The sequence below is a fragment of the Paenibacillus assamensis DSM 18201 genome (genome assembly GCF_000422445.1).
GTDB classification, from domain to species: Bacteria; Bacillota; Bacilli; order Paenibacillales; family Paenibacillaceae; genus Paenibacillus_B; species Paenibacillus_B assamensis.
In genome coordinates this window covers 629919-647124 of sequence record NZ_AULU01000003.1, presented here as the reverse complement: position 1 = coordinate 647124, position 17206 = coordinate 629919, and the positions used below count along the sequence as shown (strand labels likewise).

Genomic DNA, 17206 nt, shown 5'->3' with positions numbered 1-17206 from the left:
AGGAGGAATTTATAATGACAATCGAAACGATGGATGAACTAAAAATGAAAGTAATCGAAATTTTGAAGGATAACGTGGATGATCCGCAAATGCTTGAGAACATTGATCCAGACGATGATCTATCTTCTCTCGGTATTAACTCTATGACATTCATTAAGCTGGTTATCGCGACAGAGATGGAATTTGGGGTGGCATGGAACGACGAGGATCTCGATTTCCGTAACTTCAGCACGATTAACCAAATCATGAATTATATTAGCTTGAACCAGGGCCAGGAATAAGACAAAAGGGGGAGATTATCATGTTAACAAAAGCAGGGGAACTCGGTGGTACAGCTCTAATCGAGCATGTCCAAAACTTAAAACCAGAAATTAAGCAGCTTACGCTATACCCATCAGAGCTATGCAATTATCGCTGCAACTTCTGCCATATTTGGGGAGATACAGGATGGGCGCTTAAAGAGCCGCAACGTGCGATTCGCGAGCAGTTGGATATTGAGGTATTGAAGAAGTTTCTAGATGAAGTCACGGCTGTGAACAAAAATCTTGGCGTTCTTATTACTGGCGGTGAACCTATGTTGTACAAGCATTTTACAGAACTCGTGGAGCATCTTCGGAAGCGAAAAGCGAATATCTTCTTGTTAACGAACGGATCATTAATTAAAAACCGTATTGAGTTCATTATGGAAAATATCGTTGGAATGAACATTTCCATTGATGGACCCGAAGAGTTCCATGATGCGATTCGAGGTAAAGGAAGTTATCAAAAGATATGTGAGAACATTGAAGCACTTATTGCGGAGAAACGCAGACGTAAGAAGAGGTTCCCATTTATCCATATTACGATGGTTCTTTCACCAACGAATTATCTTAGCATCAAGCAATTTATGAGTGCGCTGCGCGAGCGATTCAGTGACGCCACAATAGAGCTGCATAATCCGCGTAACCCATTTGGGTCGCGTCGTGATTTGTCTGTCAACTTGGCACCGCTCTTGTTCACAACACCAGAACGAGGTCGTGCCTATGCGACGCAGATGAAGCACGATTTGGATTGCGATGTGTCGCCTGCATGGCAAGGATTTGTAGAAGAGTCGATACCGATGGATACGGTGCTGTTGAAAAAGGAGTTAGAGGAGTTGTGGGCTTCAGAAGGGATCGACTCCTCTGATTATGTTGATATTCATGACTATTATTCAGATATTGATAATGTGTTCGGTCGTACGAAATGTGTGGCGCCGTGGCATGAAATGGTTATACGCCGTACCGGTGATGTGTACCCATGTGTAGATTTGCCGGACTATAAGTATGGCAACATTTACGAGAATAGCTTTGCCGAAATGTGGGAAGGGGAGCGTGCGACCCGATTCCGCGATTATCTCCAAACGACCAATCTCATGATGTGCAATCGCTGCACAAGGTTGTTCGCTGACCCTCAATCTTTTTAATAGACAGAGCTCCCACCTAGATAAATGGAGGTCAACCGCATGATAGATATGTTAGAAGTAGAATCAGCGCTTGTTGATAAGACCAAGAAGGTTGTCATACTGCCATTTGAAAAGCCTCAAATATATGGATTCTTGGGACATGCTTATGTGTTAGGTGTATTGCAACCATTTGAATATGCGCAGCCTTGGATTCACAGCAGCTATATTCAATTGTTTGTTTCGAAGCATTACTTGAACGATCTTGGGGAATGTCGGTTGGACTTCTATCCAGACTTAATGATTGCTTATCGAAATCTGCCTTGGTTGGAGTACAAGCATAGCGACAAGAAGATATTGAAGCAGCTTGGAGTAGATATTCATAAATACTTGATTACACAACTAGAGCGTGAATCCTATGTCGTTACGTACGTAGATGAGTACTACATTAGCAACACTGGATGCTATCAGCAATATCACTTTATCCATGATATTTTCATCTATGGGTATGACTTGGAGCGGCAAATCTATCATGTAGCCATCTTTGATAAAAATCGCCAGTTCTCTATGCAGGAAGTTAGCTTTGAACAATTTGAACAAGCGTATTCTGTGGATTCGGGTGTTCACACGCTGATCAATTCTTTCAAACGATTGGAGCCTGCCGATTATGAGAATAGTAAATTTGGAGCAGGATTAGCAAGATTTGATTTTGACTTGCAGCTTATTATTGAGACATTGCAAGACTACTTGGAGGGGAAAAATTCCACGGAGCGACTTAAGATTCAGCAGCATCCAGTAGAAGGAATTTTCGGAATGGATATTTACCCTCTGCTGCAAGAGTTCACGACTAAAATGATTGATGGTACTAAATACTTTGATGTGCGGCCGTTTCATATATTGTGGGAACATAAGATGATGATGATCAGAAGAATTAAATATTTACAGCAGCAAGGTCATTTGACTGCGGACACCTCTCTATTGGCAGAGTTTCAGTGGTTGGAGAAGCGTGCGTATGCGCAACGTAACAAAGTAATCAAAGGTCAAATGATTGATGATAGAAAGATACTTCAATCCATTAATGAATCGTTGCAAGGTATGCAGGATGCAGAAAAGGTAGCAATTACACAACTGATTAAAGCGCTTCAGGAAAATAACTCATAATTAACAGGAGGTGCACGCACGTTGGACGTATCGATCATTATTCCTGTATACAATAAGATGGAGCAGTTGGAGCGCAGCTTGTATTTTATAGCACATCAGACGGTGTCCGAAGCCACTGTAGAGGTGATCGTCGTTGATGATGGTTCAACTCAGCCGATTCAAGAGATTGTCGATTCCTTTGCAGGACGCATACCGAACCTCAAGTATTTGCATATCGCTCGTGATAAACATTCCGGACGTTCTCGTACTCGTAATATCGGGATTAAGGAGAGTAAGGGGGACATATTGGTCTTCCTTGACTGCGGGATCGTGATACCTAACTTCTTCTTAGAACGTGTCATCAATCGGATAGGCGACAGTACGAATATGGCTCTCTATCATTATATTATGGGCGCACTAACAGATCCGGAGCAGGAGGATATGTCTGTCATCGAAGGCATTGATCCCACTAATCTTGCGGACATATGTGAACAGCTAAAGTATCATCCTGGCTGGGAAGATATGCGAACCTCTCATTTTGAACTGGTCGAACATGACCTTAATCGAATGGATGTGCCTTGGACGATGGGCTGGGGAGGAGCAGTCAGTGCTTCGCGTGACGTTGTGCTTCTATCTGGGGGATTTGATGAGACGCTCAAAGGATGGGGGGCGGAAGATACGGACTTTGCATACATGCTGCACAAGCATGGCGCGGTTATGTATGCTACGGCCGATATTAGCGCCCTGCATTTACCGCATCCATCTGATGATAAGATTGATCAGAAGATCAGATCGAGCTTCCTCAATCGTAAAAAGATGCATCTCAAGCAGCGAACTTTCGATACGGAGCTGTATCCGTATTCGGCGGATATGCACTACGATCAGATTATCGCTAAGTTTAATCGGCTGGTAATCCATTATTATGTGCCTGCATATAGTGGTCAGCTTATCGAGTTGCTGAACACAGACTATTTACAAGGGGCCGAACGAACGGCAGTACTTGGCGCAGACAGCCATGGGGTGCTCTCTTCCTTGCAAGTCTCCCATGTATTTTTACAAAATAAACATCTGATTAATCGCTATCAACAGACGTGGCCTGACAAAGAGATCGTCTATTTACTAGGGGTGGACACGCTTTATTCATCCAAGCACTTTGATGTCATCATCGTAACGGATTATTTCAGAATGTTTAACGAACCGTTAATCAGTCTGATGCTGAAGGAATTATATCGCATTGCGAAGAAAGTTGTATTTGTGTACAACGATACTTATGTGTCTTATCTCGCTACAACAGCCGGATGGATGTGGCATAGCAGACAAGAGCTTGAACAGTTGTTCAGCCGGAATCAACTTGTCTCTCAAACGGAGCAGCAAATTGGTGATTGTAAAGTATTTGAATTGGATAAAGCAAAGGTGGCTGCTCGCGTATAGCTGTTACAAGGAGGAACTCCGTCCCTTAGTGGGAGGGAGTTTTTCTGCTTTTCTATGTCGAATCGGCAGTCATTTCCGCCCAACACGATTGACATTACATACAATTAGATATATGGTTAACTACATAACCAACTAACCATAATACTAACATGCAAATGGGGAACGGAAGGAGGCTTTCTATGCGTTCGTCATTAGATGAGAATAAACCGATATTTCAGCAGATTAGGGAAATGATTGAGGATGACATTGTGAACGGGAACTTGAAAGAGGAAGAGCAGGCGCCATCCACCAATCAACTTGTTGCTTACTACAAGATCAATCCAGCAACTGTGTTAAAGGGATTTAATCAGTTAGTGGATGCAGGAATCTTATATAAGAAAAGAGGAGTTGGCATGTTTGTGGCAGCGGGAGCGCATCAGATGCTTAGAGAACAACGCAAACAAGCCTTTCAAGAACAGTATGTCAGTAGCATGCTTCATGAGGCAGATAAGCTTGGAATTACGATAGAGGAAATAAAAAATATGATTGATGCTTCGAAAGGAAGGGATAACTAGTGCCGCATATGATTAGAGCTGAACGGGTGTCACTTCAATATCAAAATAAACAAGTATTAGAAGATATATCTTTCAATTTAGAAGGTGGAAAGATATATGGCTTGCTGGGGCGAAACGGAGCAGGAAAAACGTCACTGTTGTCCGTTCTATCTGCTTTTGTAAAAGCGACAAGCGGTAGTATTACGATAGATGGTCAGCCTATTTTTGAAAATGCAGCGCTGATGGAGCAAATGGTATTTATTAGAGATGTAAAGTTGGATGAAGAGTCTGGTAAAGCAAAAAAGTATATCAAGGATCTATCCATTTTCCGTCCTAACTTTGACTTGGATTATGCAGAACATCTCATGCAGCGATTTAAGCTTCCTACGGATACGGAAGTGTCTAAGCTTTCACGAGGTATGCAGTCGGCACTTCATGTCATCATTGGTTTAGCAAGTCGCTGTCCGATTACGATTTTTGACGAGGCTTACTTAGGAATGGATGCTCCAGCTAGGGAGATCTTTTATGAGGAAGTACTGAATGATTTTATGGAGCATCCGCGGACGATTATACTGTCTACGCATTTAATTTCTGAGATGGAATCCATGTTTGAGGAAGTGCTCATTATCGATCAGGGGGAGCTCATTCTGCATGAAGAAGCGGAAATTTTACGTGATAGTGGAGTATCTGTAACAGGGGCGGTTGAGCAGGTTGATTACTTTGTACAGGGGAAACATATTTTGAAGGAACAAGTACTTGGAGGTACGAAGCTAGTTATGCTTTACGGACAATTGTCTGAACAGGAAAGAGAAGAAGCGAAGGCTATGCAGCTATCTTTAGGACCAATTACGCTTCAAGAATTGTTTATTCATTTGACGAAGGAGGATAAACAATGAAGAAAAATAAATCTACTGTAGTTGGATTATCCATGTTTCATACGATCGGGACTTGGATGGTGTGGTATATAGGCATTCTTGTAGTCTTGCATATAGGAAGTATAGTAGTAACGTACTATACAGGTGATGATGTGAAGTTGTCGCACGCTGCACTGATACAAGGGGAAGCTGGCTGGTCTATTCTAAATAGTGCATTAACCTCTTCCAAAGTCTTTTTCTTAATCTGTGGTCTGCTCTCTATGGGTGGGTTTATTAAATACTTTGTATCAAACGGGGTAACAAGGCGGGATTACTATAAGGGTACAGCCCAGTCCATTTTGTATTTGTCATTGAGTTTTACTGCTGCCGTAGCTATATTATACGGACTCGAATTTTTGATTATGAATATGATTGGGCTGGAAAGAAACATACATGTTCCTATTGTATTTTATTTAAAAATGTTATTTGATGTCATTTTGTTTTATGTCGTTGGCTGGTTTATAGCAGCCGGATTTTATCGTATGAATGTTTGGCTGGGAATGGCGTTTATTGCGATTGCTGTATGGATTGCCTTCATTCAGAGTGGGATATGGGGGGAGAGCGTACCAATTCCACTGTATAAATTGATGAATATATATGAAGTTTCCACATGGCTTGCGGTGCTTATTAGTGTAGTACTCATTGTTGGTGTAAGTATGGCCATAAGGTTATTAACGAAAGAAGTGCGTATTAAAGAGTAAGCATTAATAAATTGCGTGAGAAAACAATAAACGGCTTACTACATCCTTAAGGACGACGTAAGCCGTTTATTTGCTATAAATGAATATGGTATGCTCAATTGGTAATTTATTCTTTGTGCGAAAAATGCTAATCATATAGGAGGGAGCACAATGTCTTTATCTGTAATTTTTGATATGGATGGTACCTTATTTCAAACGGATAAAATATTAGAAATTTCTCTTCGTGACACATTTGATCATTTACGATCATTACAGGTATGGGGGGATGAAACGGAAACTCCGATAGAAAAGTACCGTGCCATTATGGGCGTCCCTTTACCGGTAGTGTGGGAAACGTTGCTGCCTGAGCATGGTGATGATATCAGACAACAAGCAAACGTATGGTTCCATGAGAAATTGATCGCAAATATTAATTGTGGAAACGGCGCTCTGTATCCTTATGTAGAAGAAGTTTTACAATATTTTAAAGAGAAAAATTATCCGATATACATAGCAAGTAATGGAGAAATTGACTATTTAAATTCGATAGTAAACTACTATAAGTTAGATAAATGGGTTACAGAAACATGCAGTATACAGCATATACAGTCGCAAAATAAAACCGATTTGGTAAGGTTTATTTTGGAGAAATATAATATTAAGGATGCTTTTGTAGTGGGAGATCGACTATCCGATATCAAAGCAGCGAAAGAGAACGGCTTACTAGCAGTAGGATGTAATTTTGATTTTGCTCAAGAAGATGAGTTGTCTCAAGCAGATATTGTTATTAATCGTATGGATGAGCTAAAAACGTTATCGTTCGGGAGTGCTAGGTGTTGATATATAGGAGTAGCAAGGGGACGGCAGTTAGCCGTCCCTTAAGTTGTTATCTATAATTTTATCTCATCCATAACCGTTAAAAATCGATTATTCCATGTTGCTTCATGGTGATTAATAATGTCGCCAGCTTGCAGCGCTGCGCCGTTAATCGTGCTGTGTGTCCCTTTGAAGAGCAGGTTATGCTGGTAGCCTAAGCTTAGAGCAGCTCTAATGGTAGTGTCGAGGCAAAACTCCGTTTGTGCTCCTGCAAAAATAAGCTGCTCCATCTTATTGGACTTTAAGTAGTCTAAGAGCTCTGTTTGATAGAAGGAATCGAACTTTGATTTTTGAATGATTTTATCATCAGAGGAGATGAGTAAGTTCTTATGAAGCTTCCAATCCTCTTTCCCTTCAGACATAAGATGCTGATCGTCTTGGCTTGTGTGTTGAATGAAGATGATTTGTATTTGTTTATCACGGGCTTGTTTAATTAGTTCGTTAATATGTTCAACGACTTGTTCATTATGTAGTAAATGGTTCTGAGGATAGTTAAAGAAGATCTCTTGCATATCAATGACAATGAGTGCCTGTTTCATGAAGTAACACTTCCTTTCGTTTCTTTTTTATTGTAGCAAATGATGGACTGATTATGTAATTAGCATGGCAGCAGTAAAAATATAAACGTACAAGCCGAGTGGGCATCAGAGTGTACCTGAGGTCACTCGGTTTTTCATATAACGGGTACTATCTCTCTGTCACTATTTCGTCATTGAAAAAGGTTCTCATTTTAGAATGATTATAAAAAAGCTTGACAGTTTGTACTTCATAGTAAATAATAATCATTATAAAGAGCGATGCGGAACGGACAGCACACACTGCTCGGGCGTTCTAAATTAGCTTTTTAATCAACTTAGAAACCATCTAGCAAAGGAGATTTTATATATGTCACTTATCAATACAGAGGTTCTACCATTCCAAGCAACTGCATTTCAAAACGGGAAATTCCTTGATGTAACAGAACAAAACTTTAAAGGTCAATGGAGCGTCGTGTGCTTCTATCCAGCAGACTTCACATTCGTTTGTCCAACTGAGCTTGAAGATTTGCAAAATCAATACGCAGAGTTGAAACAACTTGGCGTTGAAGTATATTCCGTATCTACAGATACACATTTCACGCATAAAGCATGGCATGCAAGCTCGCCTGCAATCGGTAAAGTAGAATACATTATGATTGGTGACCCATCCCATGTCATCTCTCGCAACTTCGATGTATTGGTTGAGTCCGAGGGTCTTGCAGATCGCGGTACGTTCATCATCGATCCAGACGGAGTTATCCAAACGGTTGAAATTACAGCTGGTGGCATCGGCCGTGATGCAAGTGCACTTATTAGCAAAATTAAAGCAGCACAATACGTTCGCAACAATCCAGGTGAAGTTTGCCCAGCTAAATGGCAAGAAGGCGGCGAAACATTGAAGCCAAATCTTGATCTTGTAGGAAAAATCTAAACAACCTGTAATAAAGTTGCCGTAGTCGTCGGCATTGATTATAGAAGCGTTTGTCCAACAGCAGTATGAGTAGAGTATGTTACTTGGCATCATTATCAAACATTTTAAGGAGGATTATCAAATGGCATTGGACCAGGATATCAAACAACAATTAGAGCAATATCTTCAACTATTGGAAGGCAACATCGTCATTAAAGTGAGCGCAGGTGATGATGCTGCATCTACAGAGATGATGTCTCTTGTAGATGAGCTTGCTAGCATGTCTGCTATGATTTCGGTAGAGAAAGCAGATTTGGCTAGAACACCAAGCTTCAGCGTAAACCGTGTTGGCGAAGACACAGGTGTTGTGTTCGCAGGTACACCGCTTGGACATGAATTCACTTCACTTGTACTTGCATTGCTTCAAGTGAGCGGCAGAGCTCCTAAAGTGGACCAAAGTGTAATCGACCAAATTAAGAGTATTAAAGGCGAATATACATTTGAGTCTTATATCAGCTTGAGCTGCCATAACTGTCCAGATGTAGTACAAGCATTGAACTTGATGAGTATTTTCAATCCTGGTATTTCCCATACGATGATTGATGGTGCTGTATTCAAAGATGAGGTAGAAAGCAAAAACGTAATGGCTGTGCCAAGCGTATACCTCAACGGTGAGTTCTTCGAAAGCGGTCGTACAACAATTGAAGATATTCTTGCTAAATTGGGTTCTGGTCCTGATGCGTCTGAATTGGATAATAAAGCTCCTTATGATGTACTTGTTGTTGGTGGCGGTCCATCCGGCGCAAGCGCAGCGATTTACGCAGCTCGTAAAGGGATTCGTACAGGTATCGTTGCAGAGCGCTTCGGCGGTCAAGTTAATGATACAATGGGCATCGAGAACTTCATCAGTGTGAAGTATACAGAAGGTCCTAAGCTTGTTGCTAGCATCGAAGAGCAAGTAAAAGAGTACGGCATTGATGTGATGAAAACACAGCGTGCGAAGCGTCTAGACAAAAATGAGTTCATCGAGATCGAGCTTGAAAATGGTGCGGTTCTGAAAAGTAAGACCGTTATCATTTCTACAGGTGCTCGTTGGAGAAATATGGGCGTTCCAGGTGAAGTGGAGTTCAAAAACAAAGGCGTAGCTTACTGCCCTCATTGTGATGGCCCATTGTTCACAGGTAAAGATGTTGCAGTTGTCGGAGGCGGTAACTCAGGTGTCGAGGCAGCAATCGATCTTGCTGGTATCGTAAACCATGTAACTGTCCTTGAATTCGCTCCTGAACTTAAAGCAGACTCTGTATTGCAAGATCGTCTTTACAGCTTGCCGAACGTTACCGTTCTTAAAAATGTTCAAACGAAAGAATTGACGGGTACAGATAAGCTTGAAAACCTTACGTACATCGATCGTGCGACAGGTGAAGAAAAACAAATCGCCTTGCAAGGCGTATTCGTACAAATCGGTCTTGTACCGAACACAGACTGGTTAGCTGATACGGTTGAACGCAATCGTATGGGTGAAATCATCGTTGATAGCCACGGTGCTACGAGTATCCCAGGTGTATTTGCTGCTGGTGACTGCACAAACAGCGCGTACAAGCAAATCATCATCTCGATGGGATCCGGTGCGACGGCAGCTCTAGGCGCATTCGATTATTTGATTCGTAACTAATTTATATCGTTTAAAATAATAAATGGCAGCAGTCTATCTAGAATAGCTTATTGCTGTTAGCGTAGCCCTCACTTTTTATAAAGTGGGGGCTATTGTCATATGTAGGTGCAGCAAGTAAATAGAAGGAATTGATGTACTTTCGTCGAACACAAGGTGTACCTGTGAAAGACTTTATACTTAAGTGAAGGAGAGAGGGAAATGAATCAGGAAGTGACCGATTTTATCGCTGCAATTAAAGAGCCATGGCAGGTGGAGCTATCCACGAACTTGCGAGAAGTTGTGCATCAGGCAATACCGGAAGTAACGGAACGGATTCAGTATAAGAAACCTCATTTTTTGAAAAATGGGAAATACGCTGCGGTTATTTCTACATCTAAAGATGCGGTTAGCTTTACTATTTTTAATGCTGCTGGCTTGGAGCTTCCAGAAGGCATGTTTGAGGGCCCGCCTGAAAGAAAGACATTGAAGCTTCGCAAAGGTACTACTTATGATTCCAAGCAGTTAATATTATGGCTACAGCAAGCTTCCAGTTCTCTTTAATAGGTTAAGGGAAGAGTGATGCACGAACGTCAAGCATTGCTCTTTTTTTTATGATGGTATGGACAAAACTGCAGTTATTTTAGATAGAAAAGATAAAATAACTGCATAATTGTCACCAATTTAAATTAGCGGCCTTCCATTAATGAAACTGTACTTCCGTTTAAACGGCGTGGTTTAAGGTTGAAAACTAGCGAGAAGTATGTTTATTGAACCTAATTAAACAATTTGCTACAATTTACTAGTATTTGATAACAGGGAGGATTCATTATGCCAACAACTTTGTAATGGGTTAAATCGAATATACAATTATTTAACGATTACAAGGATGCAAAGCATAGTGTTATCCATCACTTTATGCGGTGAATCCTTGTGGATTGCTGCATGTTTCTGTGATGATCAATCATAAAATTAGCTGCTTTGTATGCCTTCTATTCATTAGGAGGATATATAATGAGTCATTTACAAAATAGAAGCAATAGTGTCTTTACGATAGAGTGCCAAGATATCATTTTACGGGAGTATCAAGCTGATGATCTAGATGCGCTGCATAATCTTACTTGGCAGCCTCATTTCCATAAATATTTGATTGGATGGAATGCTCCAAGGGAACAGCGGGAAGAGTGGTTTCTAAATTATGAAATACCAGAGAATGAGCGGTTTCTTGATGCTTTATCGAGAACTGGAGATCCTGAACAATATCGGTTGCGATTAGGCATCTTATTGAAAGAAACAGGTGAATTTATCGGTATTTGTGGTACAGGTATTAAGGATGAGGTTTCACCACCTAATCGTGAAATTTTTTATGGCATTTCTGAACCTTATCAGAATAAGGGATACACCACGCAGGCGGCGAGAGGTCTAATTACGTATTTATTCGAAAATACAAACGTTGAACAGCTTATCGCTATCGCTCATTTACGTAATGATTCGTCCAATAAAGTGATACAAAAGTGTGGATTTCAATATTGTGGTGATGTGGAGATCGAGGGTCAACCTCATTGCTATTATAAGCTTACAAAATAATAACAGTTATTTTACATGAAGGGCTGCCGCACGGTAGTCCTTTTTATATATTCCATCCTTTTGCGAAGCTGCTGATGCCGTGAAAGGATTCAGCGCAGCGCAGATTCATACAGAGGCATTATCGTGATCGTTGGATTTTTGGATGACGCTTTCGAGGTGAGTTATAATTGCATTGCAAATGGACAAGCTCTGCAAAGAGACTGATGGTAAAAATCGATATTTATATCTGACATAGAGGAGGTTGAGTATGAACAACTATTCTACAACGGTGTTAACTATGACGAGACATTTTGAGGTGCCTGCTGAAAAGGTATATCATGCATGGTTGAACCCTGAGATGATGAAAAAATGGCTCTTTACATTGGAAGGTACAAATAAGGTAACACGGAACAACCCTGAAGTGGGCGGGGATTGGGAAATTGTCGACCATCGAGGCGGTGTGGATTATCGAGCGATTGGGAAATACGTTGAACTGGACGTTCCTCATAAGCTGGTGTTTACTTTTAAAATGCCGCAATTCAGCGAATGGGAAGATACGATTGCAGTGGAGTTGACAGAAACGCCGGAAGGCAGCCAGATGACGTTCACACACAACATCAACGTGCCATATGAACCGAGCTGGACGGAAGCAGATATTCAAAAAGCAATAACTGAAGCATATGATGGCACTGAGCACGGCTGGAACTTGATGTTTATGGGGCTGAAGGAATTAGTGGAAACGGGTAAGGTGAGTTATACAGGTTGAAAATAGGGAGAGAAGGAGCGAGTGTGGCTCCTTCTTTTTCATTTGCTGCGAATAAACGAGTACGTAAATCTGAAAGGTGTAAATTTACTTGCTGCCATGAAATACTTTGGATTGAAGAATATTTATCGCGTGCTGTATGTCCTCTAACTCTTCAGCAGACACATCCTTTATTCGCTCTAGAAATCGTGCTCCGATTTGCTCAAAAGCTTTATTCATCATGGCCTGTCCGGATTCCGATAACCGAATGAATTGTTTGCGTCTATCATCGGGCACTTCAAATTTTTCACATAGTTGCTTGTCGGTTAGCTTCTTTATCTCACGGCTCGTATTTGGCATGGAAATATGCTTGCATTCGCTGATCTGGCTTAACGTAACGGGCTGGCTGACCGCGAGATATTCCAAAATACTATATTGAAGAGGAGTAATATCCTCTGGCTTAACATCTTTGGTCATTTCGAATGTCACTTCGTGCACGGAAGTTGTGAAGGTCACAAATTGTTGAAACAAAGCTTCTTTATCCATACGGATCACCTCAACTGTACGATAACAAAATGATTATCATAATACAATTATCAATTGACAACTAAAGCAACGGCGTGCTACCTTTTACTTATCATATGATAAGTAATGGAGGGAAAGGCAATGAACATATTGGTTGTATATACCCACCCGAATCATAAAAGTCTTAGTTACGGCTTTTTGCAAAAAGTTATTCAAGGATTAAGTGAGAACTCGCATGCGCCCAATATGCAGGTGCTTGATCTATATGAAGAAGGCTTTGATCCCGTACTGGTATTCAATGAGACGAAGCGCAGAAGGGATATGCATGATGATCCTAAGCTGGCCAAATATCGTGAACAAATTCTGTGGGCGGATAAGCTTGTATTTATTTATCCAATCTGGTGGGGGCGTCCACCTGCGATGTTATTAGGTTATATCGACCAAATGTTTGCTTCTAATTTTGCATATCGAGACACAGGAGGTATACTTCCTGAAGGATTGCTGAAAGGGAAATCGGCTGTCTGCATTTCTGTGATGAAAGGGCCTACTTTTTATCCGTTATTTTGGCTGGGGAATGCCCATAAAATGCTGATGAGAAAGGCGTTGTTTCAATATGTCGGCATTAAAAAAGTGAAGTTTTTTGAATTTGGCAATATGGAGAGTCCGAAAGGAAATCATGAGAAAAAATTAAATAAAGTGCTTCACTATTTCAAAACGCTAGCATCTTAATTGAAGCAGAAACCGCTACAAAATAAAGGGCTGCCGAGTGGTAGTCCTTTTTATGCTTTACTGTTATTCTCGTTTAAGCTCGATTGGTATTCATCCAATTCAGCGCGTAATCTACAATGGCTCTCATCGGTATCAAATAGCTGGTCGCTGCTCCAACTTTTCCTTCTACGATGTAAGTTGTATCCTTTCTAAAGTCGTCAAATAGGTTGCTGAAATCATCAGAATCATTATTAATATCTCGATAAGTCGTCCATTTCTCTTCTCCATCTACCTTTATTCGATCTTTCGTAATTAGCTGTCCATGTGCCATCGAGTATCCTCCCCTCAAGTTACGCATCGAATTTCTGGTCTCTCTATCTAGCATGAATTGGAAAAATATATAGCATAAACAATATAGCACAAGTAACATATCGATTCTTGGTTATCGCGATAATTTTAATATTTACAAACAAAAACGTATGTTCTATTATGAGTGAAATATTAGTTAAATGTTGCCAACTAAGGAGCTGGCCCCTATGTCATGGACTAGAGAAATTTCTAATCAGTTCGATCCGGTAATAGAGCACGTATATCAAACCTTTCTTGCTAATCATTGTTCTGGCGCAGCTGTTATGGTAATTCACCAAGACAACGTCGTTGCGGAAACGTATTGGGGACGACATTCCCCGAATGAAGATGTTAGATCGGTACAAGCGGACACTCAATTTCATGTTGGCTCTGTTCGAAAAAGCTATACTGGATTTGCAGTTGCTTACGCCGTGCATCATGGATATATTTCGTCGAGATTGGAGATTTAGTTCTAAAAGGTTCTTATCAGATATTGGGTTACTCTAATGTAGCTGTGCTTGTTATTCCCGATTATGACACGGTAGTTGTACGTGTGTTTAATAGTTGGGGATCTGCTCCTGGATACGAGTATTTGCCTGATATTAAAGGATTTGGCGACTGTGTAATGAGCTGTCTGAAATAAGGAGATATCAATCATGAGCACGTTCAAGTTTACTGTGATTATACTGCTAACCACCTTCTTAATGGGCTCTTCCTTTGCTGTTGTCAAAATTGGCTTGCCCTATTCCTCCCCATTACTATTAGCGGCATTAAGATTTCTGCTTGCTGGTGTCATCATGGGACTAATCGTATATGTTCTCAAACGTCCTCATCCAACCACTACAAGCAGTTGGCTGAAGATGTTCGTAATCGGTTCGCTCCAGACGGCTGGCGTAATGGGTTGTATTTTTTTAAGCCTGCTTACGATTACAGCTAGTGAAACATCCATTTTGACGTTTACGAATCTGTTATTTGTCGTTATTTTCGGGACTATATTTGTAAACATGCGCTACAAGCTTTATCAGTGGATCGGTGTCGTTCTAGGTTTGGCTGGGGTCGTCATTACGATGGGCGCAAAGGTTGATTTGAAAATGGGTATCGTCTATGGCATTCTTTCCGCTGTCTTTTGGGCATTTGCGACGCTATTGGCTAAGAAGTGGGGAGGAACCCTTGATACATGGGTGTTATCCGCTTATCAGATGCTGTTCGGCGGGCTTATTCTGTTCGTGTGCAGCTTTATTTTTGAAGAGCCATTTTTTATTGTAAACGGGGAGTCCTTGTTCTTATTAATGTGGTTAAGCATTATGTCTTCAATTGTTCAATTTGCAGGATGGTATTATTTATTGCAGCATGGCGATCCTGGAAAAACGAGTTCGTTTTTATTTTTAGCTCCTTTTTTCGGTGTATTAACGGGTTGGTTGTTATTAGGGGAGCCGCTATATCCTTCCCTTATCGTTGGTGGATTATTGATTATCGCAGGTATTTACCTTGTAAATAAAACGGATAAGCAATTGAATAGAAAACAATCCTGAAGTACGAACTTCAGGATTGTTCTATTTTCTTTAAAGGTTCTGTTGCTGGACCTTCTAACACATCACCATCATACGAAAATCTAGAGCCGTGACATGGGCAATCCCAACTGCGCTCACCTTCGTTCCACTCTACTTCACAACCCAGATGCGTACAAGTTGTATCGACGAGGTGCAAGTTGCCTTTCTTATCTCGATAAGCGCCAGCTCGTTTTCCATTAACGGATACGGCTGCGCCTTCGTCATTCGATAAGCTTTCTGGTTTTTTGCTAACCATTTCCAATTTTCCGCCAATGAGGTGCTTGGCAACATCCGCATTTTGAACGACAAAGGTTTTTACATCGGGTACAAGATGGAATCTTGCAGGTGTGTACAGCTCTTCATAAGCATTCTCTTTTCTTGTAATCATGTCCCTTAATAGCAGAGCAGCTGCCGTTCCTGTGCTCATTCCCCATTTCCGATACCCTGTCGCCACATAGATGTTTGGTGTTGAAGAGGATAGATGGCCGATGTAAGGAACATTGTCCAGCGTGACTAAATCTTGAGCAGACCAACGATAGGCAAACTCCTCGATTCCAAATGTCTGCTGCGCAAAAGCCTGCAGTGCCTCATAGTGCTTAATCATGCATATGCCTTGCCCCGTTTTATGGCTTTCTCCTCCAATTAACAACAAATTGTCTCCGTTGGCTGAAGTTGCAGACCGCACGGAACGCTTCGGGTCTTCAGCACTAATATACATGCCGCCCAAATATCTTTTTTCGCTTTTGACACCAATGACATAAGAACGGTTGGCATACAATCTTGTAAAATAAAATCTCATTCCGTCATAGCAAGGGAAGTGAGAACAAGATACGACGTGCTTGCAAGTGATTTTGTGCCCATCTCTTAATACGACTTCAGGCTGTTCGCCTTTTTCAACCGTTTCAACCGTCGTGTTTTCATAGATCGTGCCACCGAGCTGAACAAACAATTCAACGAGCTTTTTTAAATACTTAAGCGGGTGAAACTGCGCCTGTTTGTGCATGACTAGGGCTGATTTGATCGGGATCGGAAGGGCGATTTGCTCAACTAGATCACCATGAATACCAAGCTTCTCATAAGCGGCCAGTTCTTTCTCCAGCTTAGTCGTATAAGTATCGGAATTTGTATAAATATAGGCGTCTTGCTCATGAAAATCACACTCAATTTTGTGATCCTCAATCATTCGTTTAATAAAATGCAGTGCATCCGCATTGGCTTTGTAATAAAGTTGTGCCTTCTCCTGACCAAATGTATGGATCAGCTCGTCATAAATCAAATCATGCTGCGCTGTTATTTTGGCCGTCGTATGCCCAGTTGTGCCGTGAAGCAGACGTCCTGCTTCTACAAGCACGACTTTGAGCCCTGCTTTAGCTAACAAATAAGCAGTTGTTACTCCAGTAATTCCTCCTCCTACAACCACGACCTCAGCTTCACGATGCTCCGTAAGCTTTGGAAAAGAAGGAAGGGTTATAGAATCCCACCAATAAGATTCAGGGAATTGAGGCATATCATTCGTATTCAAGTGTTCATTGTGTTCATTAGTCATGGTAGTTGCTATCCTCCTGCAAAGGGTCTCCCTTGATATTCATTTCCTTATCGCATTTGGTTTAATCAATAGTAGTAAAGTAGGGGGATAAGAGCAGTTGTTTACATGAGAACGTATGTTTGATATGATGGGTTTAATAGGTGTGAGATTG

At 41.1% G+C, this 17206-nt stretch carries 20 protein-coding genes; 16 read left to right on the top strand and 4 right to left on the bottom strand.

The annotated features are described in order from the left end of the window. Positions 1 to 14: 14 nt before the first annotated feature. From H580_RS0102815 to H580_RS0102780, 8 genes are all read left to right on the top strand, one after another. Entirely contained in the window at positions 15 to 281 is a 267-nt protein-coding gene (locus tag H580_RS0102815; RefSeq protein ID WP_051217178.1) for an acyl carrier protein, read from the top strand. Positions 282 to 301: 20 nt separating this feature from the next. Continuing rightward, positions 302 to 1444 carry a radical SAM/SPASM domain-containing protein gene (locus H580_RS0102810; protein ID WP_028593440.1) on the top strand — a complete coding sequence of 381 codons (1143 nt, stop codon included), beginning with the start codon at positions 302 to 304 and terminating at the stop codon, positions 1442 to 1444. A gap of 39 nt (positions 1445 to 1483) precedes the next feature. Next, the gene (locus H580_RS0102805; protein ID WP_028593439.1) at positions 1484 to 2581 is read left to right on the top strand and encodes a cysteine peptidase family C39 domain-containing protein; all 1098 of its coding nucleotides are present in this window, start codon (positions 1484 to 1486) and stop codon (positions 2579 to 2581) included. Positions 2582 to 2602: 21 nt separating this feature from the next. After that, positions 2603 to 3991, top strand: a complete 1389-nt coding sequence (locus tag H580_RS0102800) for a glycosyltransferase family 2 protein (RefSeq protein WP_028593438.1) — start codon at positions 2603 to 2605, stop codon at positions 3989 to 3991. Between the two features lie 179 nt (positions 3992 to 4170). Beyond that, positions 4171 to 4545, top strand: coding sequence for a GntR family transcriptional regulator (locus tag H580_RS0102795; RefSeq protein ID WP_028593437.1), 375 nt, complete (start codon positions 4171 to 4173; stop codon positions 4543 to 4545). Between the two features lie 8 nt (positions 4546 to 4553). Then, a complete protein-coding gene (locus tag H580_RS0102790; RefSeq protein WP_084508887.1) occupies positions 4554 to 5420 on the top strand; it encodes an ATP-binding cassette domain-containing protein in 867 nt (288 codons plus the stop codon). Beyond that, on the top strand, positions 5417 to 6139 hold the full coding sequence (locus H580_RS0102785; protein WP_028593435.1) for a hypothetical protein: 723 nt from the start codon (positions 5417 to 5419) through the stop codon (positions 6137 to 6139). Before H580_RS0102790 ends, H580_RS0102785 begins: the two co-directional genes overlap by 4 nt. 150 nt (positions 6140 to 6289) lie before the next feature. Then, the gene (locus tag H580_RS0102780) at positions 6290 to 6958 is read left to right on the top strand and encodes an HAD-IA family hydrolase (protein ID WP_028593434.1); all 669 of its coding nucleotides are present in this window, start codon (positions 6290 to 6292) and stop codon (positions 6956 to 6958) included. A gap of 50 nt (positions 6959 to 7008) precedes the next feature. Here the strand turns inward: H580_RS0102780 and H580_RS0102775 are convergent, their stop codons facing one another. Beyond that, a complete protein-coding gene (locus H580_RS0102775) occupies positions 7009 to 7533 on the bottom strand; it encodes an isochorismatase family protein (RefSeq protein WP_028593433.1) in 525 nt (174 codons plus the stop codon). 346 nt (positions 7534 to 7879) lie between these two features. Here H580_RS0102775 and ahpC point away from each other — a divergent pair, with 346 nt between their 5' ends. From ahpC to H580_RS0102750, 5 genes are all read left to right on the top strand, one after another. Beyond that, on the top strand, positions 7880 to 8443 hold the full coding sequence (ahpC, locus tag H580_RS0102770; protein WP_028593432.1) for an alkyl hydroperoxide reductase subunit C: 564 nt from the start codon (positions 7880 to 7882) through the stop codon (positions 8441 to 8443). 121 nt (positions 8444 to 8564) lie between these two features. Beyond that, positions 8565 to 10094: an alkyl hydroperoxide reductase subunit F gene (ahpF, locus tag H580_RS0102765; RefSeq protein ID WP_028593431.1), complete on the top strand. Its 1530-nt coding sequence runs from the start codon at positions 8565 to 8567 to the stop codon at positions 10092 to 10094. A gap of 198 nt (positions 10095 to 10292) precedes the next feature. Further along, positions 10293 to 10634: a DUF1801 domain-containing protein gene (locus tag H580_RS0102760; protein ID WP_028593430.1), complete on the top strand. Its 342-nt coding sequence runs from the start codon at positions 10293 to 10295 to the stop codon at positions 10632 to 10634. Between the two features lie 450 nt (positions 10635 to 11084). Beyond that, positions 11085 to 11657: a GNAT family N-acetyltransferase gene (locus H580_RS0102755; protein ID WP_028593429.1), complete on the top strand. Its 573-nt coding sequence runs from the start codon at positions 11085 to 11087 to the stop codon at positions 11655 to 11657. Between the two features lie 247 nt (positions 11658 to 11904). Further along, entirely contained in the window at positions 11905 to 12402 is a 498-nt protein-coding gene (locus H580_RS0102750; RefSeq protein WP_028593428.1) for an SRPBCC family protein, read from the top strand. An 84-nt stretch (positions 12403 to 12486) separates the two neighbouring features. Here the strand turns inward: H580_RS0102750 and H580_RS0102745 are convergent, their stop codons facing one another. After that, positions 12487 to 12924 (bottom strand): MarR family winged helix-turn-helix transcriptional regulator, encoded by a 438-nt coding sequence (locus tag H580_RS0102745; protein WP_028593427.1) that lies wholly within the window; start codon positions 12922 to 12924, stop codon positions 12487 to 12489. A gap of 120 nt (positions 12925 to 13044) precedes the next feature. On the opposite strand from H580_RS0102745, the gene H580_RS0102740 reads away from it, so the two are divergent. Next, the gene (locus H580_RS0102740; RefSeq protein WP_028593426.1) at positions 13045 to 13632 is read left to right on the top strand and encodes an NAD(P)H-dependent oxidoreductase; all 588 of its coding nucleotides are present in this window, start codon (positions 13045 to 13047) and stop codon (positions 13630 to 13632) included. A gap of 73 nt (positions 13633 to 13705) precedes the next feature. Here H580_RS0102740 and H580_RS0102735 read toward each other — a convergent pair whose 3' ends face one another. Then, positions 13706 to 13942, bottom strand: coding sequence for an AAC(3) family N-acetyltransferase (locus tag H580_RS0102735; RefSeq protein WP_028593425.1), 237 nt, complete (start codon positions 13940 to 13942; stop codon positions 13706 to 13708). Between the two features lie 205 nt (positions 13943 to 14147). Here H580_RS0102735 and H580_RS26600 point away from each other — a divergent pair, with 205 nt between their 5' ends. Both H580_RS26600 and H580_RS0102725 read left to right on the top strand, forming a co-directional pair. Beyond that, positions 14148 to 14429: a serine hydrolase gene (locus H580_RS26600; RefSeq protein WP_028593424.1), complete on the top strand. Its 282-nt coding sequence runs from the start codon at positions 14148 to 14150 to the stop codon at positions 14427 to 14429. Positions 14430 to 14615: 186 nt separating this feature from the next. Beyond that, positions 14616 to 15491: a DMT family transporter gene (locus H580_RS0102725; RefSeq protein WP_028593423.1), complete on the top strand. Its 876-nt coding sequence runs from the start codon at positions 14616 to 14618 to the stop codon at positions 15489 to 15491. A gap of 10 nt (positions 15492 to 15501) precedes the next feature. On the opposite strand, the gene H580_RS0102720 is transcribed toward H580_RS0102725, so the two are convergent. Then, positions 15502 to 17031, bottom strand: coding sequence for an FAD-dependent oxidoreductase (locus tag H580_RS0102720; RefSeq protein WP_028593422.1), 1530 nt, complete (start codon positions 17029 to 17031; stop codon positions 15502 to 15504). Between the last annotated feature and the right edge of the window lie 175 nt (positions 17032 to 17206).

What these genes read in the sequence shown, in the direction of transcription:
- H580_RS0102810 (WP_028593440.1), top strand. Translation starts at nt 302, where the DNA reads ATGTTAACAAAAGCAGGGGAACTCGGTGGTACAGCTCTAATCGAGCAT.
- H580_RS0102805 (WP_028593439.1), top strand. Translation starts at nt 1,484, where the DNA reads ATGATAGATATGTTAGAAGTAGAATCAGCGCTTGTTGATAAGACCAAG.
- H580_RS0102735 (WP_028593425.1), bottom strand. Translation starts at nt 13,942, where the DNA reads ATGGCACATGGACAGCTAATTACGAAAGATCGAATAAAGGTAGATGGA.
- ahpF (WP_028593431.1), top strand. Translation starts at nt 8,565, where the DNA reads ATGGCATTGGACCAGGATATCAAACAACAATTAGAGCAATATCTTCAA.
- ahpC (WP_028593432.1), top strand. Translation starts at nt 7,880, where the DNA reads ATGTCACTTATCAATACAGAGGTTCTACCATTCCAAGCAACTGCATTT.
- H580_RS0102790 (WP_084508887.1), top strand. Translation starts at nt 4,554, where the DNA reads ATGATTAGAGCTGAACGGGTGTCACTTCAATATCAAAATAAACAAGTA.
- H580_RS0102785 (WP_028593435.1), top strand. Translation starts at nt 5,417, where the DNA reads ATGAAGAAAAATAAATCTACTGTAGTTGGATTATCCATGTTTCATACG.
- H580_RS0102775 (WP_028593433.1), bottom strand. Translation starts at nt 7,533, where the DNA reads ATGAAACAGGCACTCATTGTCATTGATATGCAAGAGATCTTCTTTAAC.
- H580_RS26600 (WP_028593424.1), top strand. Translation starts at nt 14,148, where the DNA reads ATGTCATGGACTAGAGAAATTTCTAATCAGTTCGATCCGGTAATAGAG.
- H580_RS0102755 (WP_028593429.1), top strand. Translation starts at nt 11,085, where the DNA reads ATGAGTCATTTACAAAATAGAAGCAATAGTGTCTTTACGATAGAGTGC.
- H580_RS0102740 (WP_028593426.1), top strand. Translation starts at nt 13,045, where the DNA reads ATGAACATATTGGTTGTATATACCCACCCGAATCATAAAAGTCTTAGT.
- H580_RS0102750 (WP_028593428.1), top strand. Translation starts at nt 11,905, where the DNA reads ATGAACAACTATTCTACAACGGTGTTAACTATGACGAGACATTTTGAG.
- H580_RS0102760 (WP_028593430.1), top strand. Translation starts at nt 10,293, where the DNA reads ATGAATCAGGAAGTGACCGATTTTATCGCTGCAATTAAAGAGCCATGG.
- H580_RS0102815 (WP_051217178.1), top strand. Translation starts at nt 15, where the DNA reads ATGACAATCGAAACGATGGATGAACTAAAAATGAAAGTAATCGAAATT.
- H580_RS0102795 (WP_028593437.1), top strand. Translation starts at nt 4,171, where the DNA reads ATGCGTTCGTCATTAGATGAGAATAAACCGATATTTCAGCAGATTAGG.
- H580_RS0102745 (WP_028593427.1), bottom strand. Translation starts at nt 12,924, where the DNA reads ATGGATAAAGAAGCTTTGTTTCAACAATTTGTGACCTTCACAACTTCC.
- H580_RS0102780 (WP_028593434.1), top strand. Translation starts at nt 6,290, where the DNA reads ATGTCTTTATCTGTAATTTTTGATATGGATGGTACCTTATTTCAAACG.
- H580_RS0102725 (WP_028593423.1), top strand. Translation starts at nt 14,616, where the DNA reads ATGAGCACGTTCAAGTTTACTGTGATTATACTGCTAACCACCTTCTTA.